The organism is Curtobacterium sp. MCBA15_009 (assembly GCF_001864895.1).
Classification (GTDB): Bacteria; Actinomycetota; Actinomycetes; order Actinomycetales; family Microbacteriaceae; genus Curtobacterium.
This window is the reverse complement of record NZ_MJGO01000005.1, coordinates 76,134-85,184: the sequence shown is the minus strand read 5'-3', so window position 1 is coordinate 85,184 and position 9,051 is coordinate 76,134. Positions and strand designations below refer to the sequence as shown.

General features: G+C 74.9%; 7 protein-coding genes. 5 read left to right on the top strand and 2 right to left on the bottom strand.

All coding sequences use genetic code 11. The features are described from left to right. A partial coding sequence (locus tag BIU97_RS02465) for a DEAD/DEAH box helicase (RefSeq protein WP_254782846.1) occupies positions 1-1,403 on the top strand: 1,403 nt, incomplete at its 5' end. A 209-nt stretch (positions 1,404-1,612) separates the two neighbouring features. Here BIU97_RS02465 and BIU97_RS02460 read toward each other — a convergent pair. Beyond that, positions 1,613-2,122 carry a mycothiol transferase gene (locus BIU97_RS02460; RefSeq protein WP_071296989.1) on the bottom strand — a complete coding sequence of 170 codons (510 nt, stop codon included), beginning with the start codon at positions 2,120-2,122 and terminating at the stop codon, positions 1,613-1,615. 37 nt (positions 2,123-2,159) lie between these two features. After that, entirely contained in the window at positions 2,160-2,660 is a 501-nt protein-coding gene (locus tag BIU97_RS02455) for a MarR family winged helix-turn-helix transcriptional regulator (RefSeq protein ID WP_071296988.1), read from the bottom strand. Positions 2,661-2,900: 240 nt separating this feature from the next. Between BIU97_RS02455 and BIU97_RS02450 the strand changes: the two genes are divergently transcribed. From BIU97_RS02450 to BIU97_RS02435, 4 genes are all read left to right on the top strand, one after another. Further along, complete coding sequence (locus tag BIU97_RS02450; protein ID WP_071253585.1) at positions 2,901-3,500, top strand: hypothetical protein; 600 nt, start codon at positions 2,901-2,903, stop codon at positions 3,498-3,500. Between the two features lie 29 nt (positions 3,501-3,529). Then, positions 3,530-4,711, top strand: coding sequence for a hypothetical protein (locus BIU97_RS02445; RefSeq protein ID WP_071253587.1), 1,182 nt, complete (start codon positions 3,530-3,532; stop codon positions 4,709-4,711). 64 nt (positions 4,712-4,775) lie between these two features. Continuing rightward, positions 4,776-5,939 (top strand): exonuclease SbcCD subunit D, encoded by a 1,164-nt coding sequence (locus BIU97_RS02440; protein WP_071296987.1) that lies wholly within the window; start codon positions 4,776-4,778, stop codon positions 5,937-5,939. Then, positions 5,939-8,941, top strand: a complete 3,003-nt coding sequence (locus BIU97_RS02435; protein WP_071296986.1) for an AAA family ATPase — start codon at positions 5,939-5,941, stop codon at positions 8,939-8,941. The genes BIU97_RS02440 and BIU97_RS02435 overlap by 1 nt, the downstream gene beginning before the upstream one ends. Positions 8,942-9,051: the final 110 nt, after the last annotated feature.

Genomic DNA, 9,051 nt, shown 5'->3' with positions numbered 1-9,051 from the left:
GCTTCGACCGCGACGACCGCGCTCCCCGTCGTGACAACGACGACCGCCCGCGTCGCTCGTTCGACGACCGTGCGCCGCGTCGGTTCGACCGCGACGACCGCAGCGCCCCGCGCCGCGACTTCGAGCGCGAGGCCCGCTCCGAGCGCTCGGCCTTCGTGCCGGCCGACGACGTCAAGCTCGAGAAGCTCCAGGCCGAGGCCACGATCGCGGCCGACGTCGAGGGCGTGACCTTCGGCGACCTCGGCATCGGCGGCAACATCTCCCGCGCCCTGCAGGAGCTCGGCGCGTCGAGCCCGTTCCCGATCCAGGCGGCGACGATCCCCGACGTGCTCGCCGGCAAGGACGTCCTCGGCCGTGGCCGCACCGGCTCCGGCAAGACCATCGCCTTCGGTGCGCCCCTGGTCGAGAAGCTCATGGAGCACGGCGGCGGCACCAAGCGCAAGATGGGCCGTGCCCCGCGTGCGCTCATCCTCGCGCCGACCCGCGAGCTCGCCCTGCAGATCGACCGCACCGTGCAGCCCATCGCCCGCTCGGTCGGCCTGTTCACGACGCAGATCTACGGCGGCGTGCCCTACGGCCGTCAGGAGGGCGCGCTCGAGCGCGGTGTCGACATCATCGTCGGCACCCCCGGTCGCGTGCAGGACCTCATGAACAAGGGGAAGCTCGACCTCAGCGAGGTCATCATCTCCGTGCTCGACGAGGCCGACCACATGTGCGACCTCGGGTTCCTCGAGCCGGTGCAGGAGATCCTCTCCGCCACGGCCGAGGTCACCCCGCAGGGCAACCGCGCGCAGAAGCTGCTGTTCAGTGCGACGCTCGACACCCAGGTCGCGGCGCTCGTCGAGGAGTTCCTGCACGAGCCGAGCGTGCACGAGGTCGCGGGTGAGGACCAGGCGTCCTCGACCATCGACCACCGTGTGCTCGTGGTCGAGCAGCGCGAGAAGGACCGTCTGCTCGAGGAGCTGGTCGCCGGCGACGGCAAGACCATCGTCTTCGCCCGGACCCGCGCCTACGCCGAGCGTCTGGCCGACCAGTTCGAGGACGCCGGCATCCGCGCGACCTCGCTCCACGGTGACCTGAACCAGTCGCGCCGCACGCGCAACCTGCAGCTGCTCACGAGCGGCCGGGTGAACGTGCTCGTGGCGACCGACGTCGCCGCCCGCGGCATCCACGTCGACGACGTCTCGCTCGTCGTGCAGGCGGACGCCCCGGACGACTACAAGGCGTACATGCACCGCTCCGGCCGCACGGGTCGTGCCGGCAAGGAGGGCACGGTCGTCACGATCGTCCCGCGTGGCCGCATCCGCAAGATCGAGGGCATCCTCGAGCGCGCGGAGATCGAGGCGGACCTGGTGCAGGCCGCACCCGGTGACGGCATCGTGTCGGAGCTCGCTGCGCGCTAGTCGCGACCCCACGACGGACGGGAGGTGGGCCCCACCCGCCGGTACCGGCGTGACGCGTCAGCGGCGCGACGGCCGTGACGGGAGGGACGGTACCAGCTGGTACCGGGCCTCCCGTCCGTCACATGGTGAGCAGGAATGGTCGGGTCGCGAAGTCGGACCCGACCATTCCTGCTCACGAAGCGACCGCGCGCACGAGCGCGCGGCACCGCTCAGCGGTTGAAGAACAGCAGGCCGCGCACGAAGCCGGCCTGCCCGGCGTGCTGCGTGCAGTCGTCCAGGATGCTCACGAGCCGGGCGCCGGCCGTCACGGGCGGGTCCCATGCGTCGTCGACGACGGGGTCCAGGTCGTCCGGGCCGAGCGTGCCGAGGTACGCCACCGTGCGCTCGTGCACCGCGCGGAGGTACCCGGTGAGCAGCTCGGCGGAGGCCCGCACCCGACCGACGTCGTCGCGGGACATGCCGTAGCCGAGCGCCTCGGCCGGGAACGGCAGGTCGAACCGGTCGTACCAGCCGTCGGCCGTCCAGACCTGCTCGGTGCCGGCGAGGTCGGCGACCTGTGCGTCCTGGCCGCGGGCGATGTGCCATGCGAGCCACGCCAGGGTGTTCGCCCCGGTGGCGGGGCGTGCCGCGAGCTGGTCCTCGGACAGGCCCTCGACGGCCCGTTCGACGGTCGACGGCACGCGGGAGAACGCTTCGATGAGGACTTCGGAGGGGGTCATGCCGCTCACGCTACGCCGGGGCGACGACACGTCCGCATCACGCGAGGCGGGCGACGAGCTCCTGGTCGAGCGACTCGAGCAGCGCGGCGAGCACGGCCATCCGGTCCGTCGGGACGGCTGCGGAGAAGGCCTCGCGGTAGACGTCCTTGACCTCGGCGGCGCTCCGGGTGCCGGCCTCGGTGATGCGGACCTCGACGCTGCGCCGGTCCGCCGGGTTCGGGACACGGCGGACGAGGTCGCGGGCCTCGAGCCGGTCGATCAACGACGTCATCGCGCCGGTCGACAGGCCGAGGGCGCCGGCGGCCTGCTTCGGGAGCACCCGGCCGCTCGCCTGCGCCGCGAGCGCGAACAGGAAGCGCAGGTCGGTGGTCCCGAGGCCGCGCCGGGTGGCCTCGGCGGCGGCGACGCGCGCGTGGTGGACCTGCAGGCTCCGGTAGGCCTCGAGTGCGCGGTCGAGGTCCTGGTCCGCGGTCGGGGTCGGCGTCGGTTCGAGGGTGGTGGTGGGGGTGGGCCGGACGGCCCAGGTGGTGTCCGTCATCGGCTCTTCTCAGGGGTGCGCCGCAGGGACGGCGTGACGGCGGGGGGACTCCGCCGTGCACGTCAGTGTCCAAGCATCTCGATGATCGAACCACCCCCAACAGTGGGGGTGACGGCCCCCCTTGTGGGGCCCGTCCGACGAACGTAGCTTGATCGTCGTACCACCCCGGCACGCAGCGCGACCAACCACCGCGGATCCGGCCGGACCCTCGATCAGACATCTTCACCTCGGAGGACACCCATGTCCCGTGTCACGCCTCGTGCTGCCCGTCTCGCCGCCTGGATCGCCATCCCGGCCGCGCTCGTCGCCTCGGGAGCGGTCGTCTCGACCGCGTCCTACTCGGCCTTCTCGGCGACCACCGTCAACCCGACGAACAACTGGACCGCGGGCACCGTCGCCCTGACCGACGACGACAGCAACACCGCGCTCTTCACCGCCACGAACCTCAAGCCGGGGTCGACGGCGGCGAACTGCATCACCGTCACCTCGACGGGCTCGCTGCCCTCGACCGTGAAGCTCTACGGCACGAACGCGTCGACCACGAACAACCTCGCCGCCAACCTCAACCTGACGGTCGAGCAGGGCACCGGCGGTGGCGCCGGGTCGTGCACCGGCTTCACCCCGGCGGCGACGAGCGGCACGCTCTACACCGGCACGGTCGCCGGCTTCGGGTCGACCTCCACGAACTTCGCCTCCGGCGTCGGGACCTGGGCCCCGGGCGGCGGATCGTCCGAGGCGCGCGTCTACCGCTTCACCTACACGGTCGCGAGCGGCGCCCCGAACACGGTGCAGGGCGGCACCGCCTCGCTCGGCCTGACGTGGGAGGCCCAGAACAGCTGATCGCCCCGCACGATCCGTCGGAGGCGGTCATGGTCAGCATCCCGGCGCCCGGTGGTCACCCACCGCACCAGGCGCTCCACGACGCGGTCGAGTGGGGCCGCGTGGTCGTCGCCACGGCCGCCCGCGGCGTGGTGGCGACGCTCCTCGGGCTCGCCCTGTGGTCGGCGGCCCCCGCGGTGATCGGCTGGCAGCCGACCACCGTGATGACCGGGTCGATGGAGCCGCGGCTCGCGCCGGGCGACGTCGTGGTCACCCGTCCGGTCGCGCCGTCCGAGGTGCGTCCGGGTCGGATCCTGCTCGCTGCGGACCCGGACCAGCCCGGCCACCTGCGGATGCACCGCTACGTCGAGGACGGGCCGGGCGACACCATCGTCACGAAGGGCGACGCGAACCCGCAGCAGGACTCGACCCCGGTCGCACGGTCCGCCGTCCGCGGGGTCGCGTTCCTGCGGATCCCGTTCGTCGGCGAGCCGGTCCGCTGGCTCCGCGAGGGACAGTGGGGGAGCGTCGCCGTCCTCGCGGTCGGCCTGGTCGCCCTGCTCGCGCTGTGCGGCGCCGACGGGTCCCTCCGTCGCGCCGCCCGGTCGGACCCGGACGACGGACCGTCACCGGCTGACGACGACGGTGACGGCGACGTCGCGGCTCGCGTCCCCGCCGGACGGGAGGCACGGGTCGGCGCCGCCACGGGCCTCCCGTCCGTCGGCACGGCCGTCCGCAGCCGCCGCGCCGCACGGGCGCGGGAACGTCGCGTCCGGCGCCTGCGCCGGGGCGGGGCCGCGGTGGTGGTCGTGGTCGTCGCCGCGACCGGGTTCCTGCTCCCCGCGCAGGCGGTGGCGGCACCGTTCGGGACGACGACCGGCAACCCGACCTCGACCTTCGTCGCCGGGACGGCGACCGCCGTGCCGACGCTCTCCTGCTCCCCTGCGTCGTCCACGTCGTCGTCGACGTCGGTCCAGATCAGCTGGACGTACCAGGGCTCGACCGTCCCGGTCTCCTTCGACCTGGTGTCCGGCAGCACCGTGCTCGCGACCGCCGGTGGCACCGCCCAGTCGCTGACGTACAGCGGCGGCGGGCTCCTCGCCCTCAACACCCCGTACGTGCTGCAGCTGCGGACGAACCTCGGGGGGTCGTGGACCACGGTGAGCACCGCCACCGTGAACGTCAAGGTGTCGTCGGTGGCGGGCGTGCTGACCTCCGCGGCCTGCGGCTGACCGGTTCTCCACAGGCTGCGCGCGGCCGGCGGGGGATGTCCCCGGCCGGCGTTAGCGTGGCGGCATGCGCATCCTGCACACCGGCGACTGGCACCTCGGCCGCACGCTGCTCGGTGCCGACCTCCTCGATCACCAGGCGGCGTTCCTCGACTGGCTCGTCGACCTGGTCGCGGCGCGGTCCGTCGACCTCGTCGTCATCGCCGGCGACGTCTACGACCGGGCCATCCCGCCGGTCGACGCCGTCCGGATGCTGTCCCGCGCACTCGAACGCCTGGCCGAGACCGCCACGGTCGTGCTCACCCCGGGCAACCACGACTCCGCCGCGCGGCTCGGGTTCGGAGCCGGGGTGATGGGCGCCCGGGTCCGGATCCTCGCCGAACCCGCACGCGTCGGCGAACCCGTGCTCGTCACCGACGACCACGGTCCGGTCGCGGTCTACGGCATCCCGTACCTGCACCCCGACCTGACGCGGTACGCCCTGGCCGCCGTGCCCGACGAGCCGCTTGCACGGTCCCACCACGCGGTGGTGCAGGCCGCGACCGAGCGGATCCGCGCCGACCTCGCAGGGCGTGCCGGCACCAGGAGCATCGTCGTCGCGCACGCGTTCGTCGGCGGGGCCGACCCGAGCGACAGCGAGCAGGACATCCGCGTCGGCGGCGTGGACCGCGTCGCCGAGTCGGTGTTCGCCGACTTCGACTACGTCGCCCTCGGGCACCTGCACGGGCCGCAACGCGTCGGTGACGGCGGTCGGATCCGCTACGCCGGCTCGCCCCTGGCGTTCTCCTTCGGGGAGCGCGACCAGCGCAAGTCCGTCACCGTCGTCGACCTCGACGCCGCCGGTGCGGTGACCGTCGACCTCGTCCCCGCCCCGGTGCCCCGCCGACTCGTCGACGTCCGCGGCACGATCGACGAGCTCGAGGCCGGGGCCCACCGGGCGGACGCCGACGCCTGGGTCCGGGTGGCCGTCACCGACACCGTGCACCCGGAGCGCATGTACGCCCGCGTCAAGGAGCACTTCCCGCACGCGCTGGCGATCACGCACGAACCGGCCGACCGCGGGCCCGCCTCGGTCGCCCGGGCCGTCACCGCCACGTCCGACCCGGTCGAGGTCGCCGCCGACTTCGTCGCCTACGCCACCGGTGCGGTGCCCGACGCCGACGAGCACGCCGTCCTGACCGAGGCGTACGAGGCCGCTGCCCTGGCGCTGCAGCGCGAGGGGGACCGCTGATGTACCTGCACCGCCTCGACCTGCGCGCCATCGGCCCCTACCCGGACCTGGTCTCCATCGACTTCGCGGCGCTCGCCGCGTCCGGGGTCTTCCTGCTCGAGGGGCCGACAGGCTCTGGCAAGTCCACCATCATCGACGCCGTCGTCTTCGCCCTCTACGGCGGGCTCGCCGGGTCCGACGCCAGCTCCGACCGCCTGCACAGCCAGCACGCCGACCCCGCCGTCGAGCCGTTCGTCGAGCTCGTCTTCGAGACCGGCGCCGGGGTCTTCCGGGTCCGACGGACCCCGCAGTACGACCGTCCGAAGCAGCGGGGGACCGGCACGGTCAAGCAGCAGGCGTCGGCGCAGCTCTTCCGGCTCGCCGGACCCGCCGACGTCGCCGGCGAACCGGTGTCGTCGCGCATCCCCGAGATCGGTCTCGAGATCACCCGGGCCGTCGGCCTCGACCGGGCGCAGTTCCTGCAGACCGTGGTGCTGCCGCAGGGCGAGTTCGCCCGCTTCCTCCGCTCCCCGGGCGAGGACCGCCGCAAGCTCCTGCAGTCGCTGTTCGGCACGCAGGTCTACGACCGCACGGCCGACGAGCTCGCCGCACGCCGGCGCGCCGTGCAGGCCGAGGTCGACGGCGCCGACGACCGCGTGCGCGACGCACTGAACCGCTTCGCACAGGCCGCGGGCGTCGACGACGCCGACGAGGCCGTGGTCGAGCCCACCGTCCGGTCCCTGCGGGCCGCGTCGGACGCCGCCGAGGCCGAACGGGTCGCTGCCGCTGCCGCCGCCGCGTCAGCCGTGGCGCACGAGCAGCAGGTCACCGCCAGGATCGCCGCGCGCGACCGCCGCGCCGAGCTCCTGCGTCGACGCACCGCACTCGACGCGGACGCCCCGACGGTGGAGCGTGCGCGCTCGGCCGTGGCGGACGGCGAGCGGGCCGCACGGGTCGCCGCGGTCGCCGACGGGCTCGACGCCGCCCAGGGCCGGGCGGACGACACCGCGACGGCGGCCGAGCGCCTGCGCGACGAGCACGGGCTGGTCGACGACGAACCGGACACCGTCGTGCAGCAGCGGGACACCCTGACGGACGACCTCGCCGCCGTGCGGCACCTGGTCGGCGTCGAGTCCGGCGCCGCGGGCCGACGCGCCGCCGTCGCCGACGCGACCGCGACGGCCGAGCGGCTCGCGGCGCAGCTCGTGGAGCTCAACACCGCCCTCGACGCCCGCCCGGCCGAACGCGCGCGCATCGTCGAGGCCGCCCGCACCGCTGCGACGACCGCGGCCGACGCCGACCCCGCGGCGCACGAGGTCGCGCGGGTCCGCGGCCTCCGCGACGACCTCGCCGCCCGCGACCGTGCCGCAGTCCGCGCGGCCGACGCCGAACGGTCGGTCGCCGCCGCACGGGTCGCCGCGACGCGGGCCATCGACGCCGAACGCGCGCTGCGCGAGCGGCGCATCGCCGGCCTCGCCGGCGAACTCGGTGCAGCGCTGACACCGGGCGACCCCTGCCCGGTGTGCGGATCGACGACGCACCCCGCGGTCGCCGTCCCGCAGGACGACCACCCCTCGATCGCCGACGTCGACGCAGCGGCCGCGGCGACCCGTCGTGCCGACCAGCAGCTCGCCGACGCGGCCGCCGGTCTCGCCGTCGACCGCGCCGAGCACCAGCGTCTCGTCGGCGTCGTCGGTGCCCTCGACGAGGCCGGGATCGACGCCATGGCGGCGGCGGCGGCCGAGCGGGTCCGGGCGGCGCGCGACGCGGCCGAGCTGGTGCTCCACCACGAACGGCAGCGCGCCGAGCACGACACCCGCACCGGCGTGCTCGAACGGGAGCGCAACGACCTCGACGCCCGGCAACGGCTCACGGCGGCGACGGCGGTGTCCGACGCCGAGCGCCTCGACGCCGACCTGCGCACCGTGCAGGACGCCCGCGAGCGTCTCGCTCCCCGCCTCGCCCCACGTCCCGACCTCGGCCCCGACGACGCGCCGCTCCCGCTCGCGGCGGTGGTCGACCGGCTCGATGTCCGGCTCGCGGGCCTCCGCGCCGTGGCCGAGGCGGACGAGCGCGCCGCGCAGGCCGCACGCACGCTCGCCGAGCGCCGCGACGAGGTCGCACGCGTCCTCGCGGCACAGGGCTTCGACGACGTCGCCGGGGCCCGCGCCGCCCTGCTCGACGCCGACACCGCCGCGCGTCACCGCGCGGTGGTGACCGCCGCCGACGCCGAGCACGCCGTCGTGCAGGCCGGCCTGGCCGAGCCCGGGGTGGTCGCGGCGGCAGCGGACGACGCCGCACAGCTCGAGCCGGACGGTGCGCGCGACGCCCGAGCCGGTGCCGAGGCCGCCCTGCAGGACGCCACCCGCGCCGCAGTGTCCGCCTCCGACCGAGCGGACGCCGTCGACCGGTGCGCCGCGGAGCTCGCACGTGCCGTCCGGGCCCGCGACGACACCTCGGCCCGGAGCCGGGCCGTGGTCCGCCTCGCCGACGTCGCGAACGGGGTGTCCTCGGTGAACCCGACAGGGATCACGCTCGGCACCTACGTGCTCATGCGCCGCTTCGAGGACGTCGTCGCCGCGGCGAACGACCGGCTTCGGGGCATGCTCGCGGGCCGCTTCACGCTCGAGACCTCGGACGAACGCGAGTCCGGGTCACGCTCGCGCCGGACCGGCCTGGCGCTCGCCGTGCACGACCACACGACCGACACCGTGCGCGACCCGCGCAGCCTGTCCGGCGGCGAGACCTTCACGGTGTCGCTCTGCCTCGCGCTCGGGCTCGCCGACGTCGTGCAGGCCGAGGCCGGCGGGGTGTCCCTCGGCACGCTCTTCGTCGACGAGGGCTTCGGGACGCTCGACCCGGAGACCCTCGACGACGTCATCGGGCAGCTCTCGCGGCTGACCGCCGGTGGCCGCCAGGTGGGCATCGTCAGCCACGTCGAGGAACTCAAGCAGCGGATCCCGGAGCGCATCGCCGTCCGGCGCACCGCGGCGGGTGGGTCACAGGTCACGACGACCGTCTGACGGAGGTGGGGCGCGGGGCGCGTCTCGCGGCGGCGCGCCTGGTCCCGTCTCGCCCCGGCTCGCGGCGAGTCCTCGCTCGCGGCGAGTGAGCAGAACACGCCGCGTGCGCT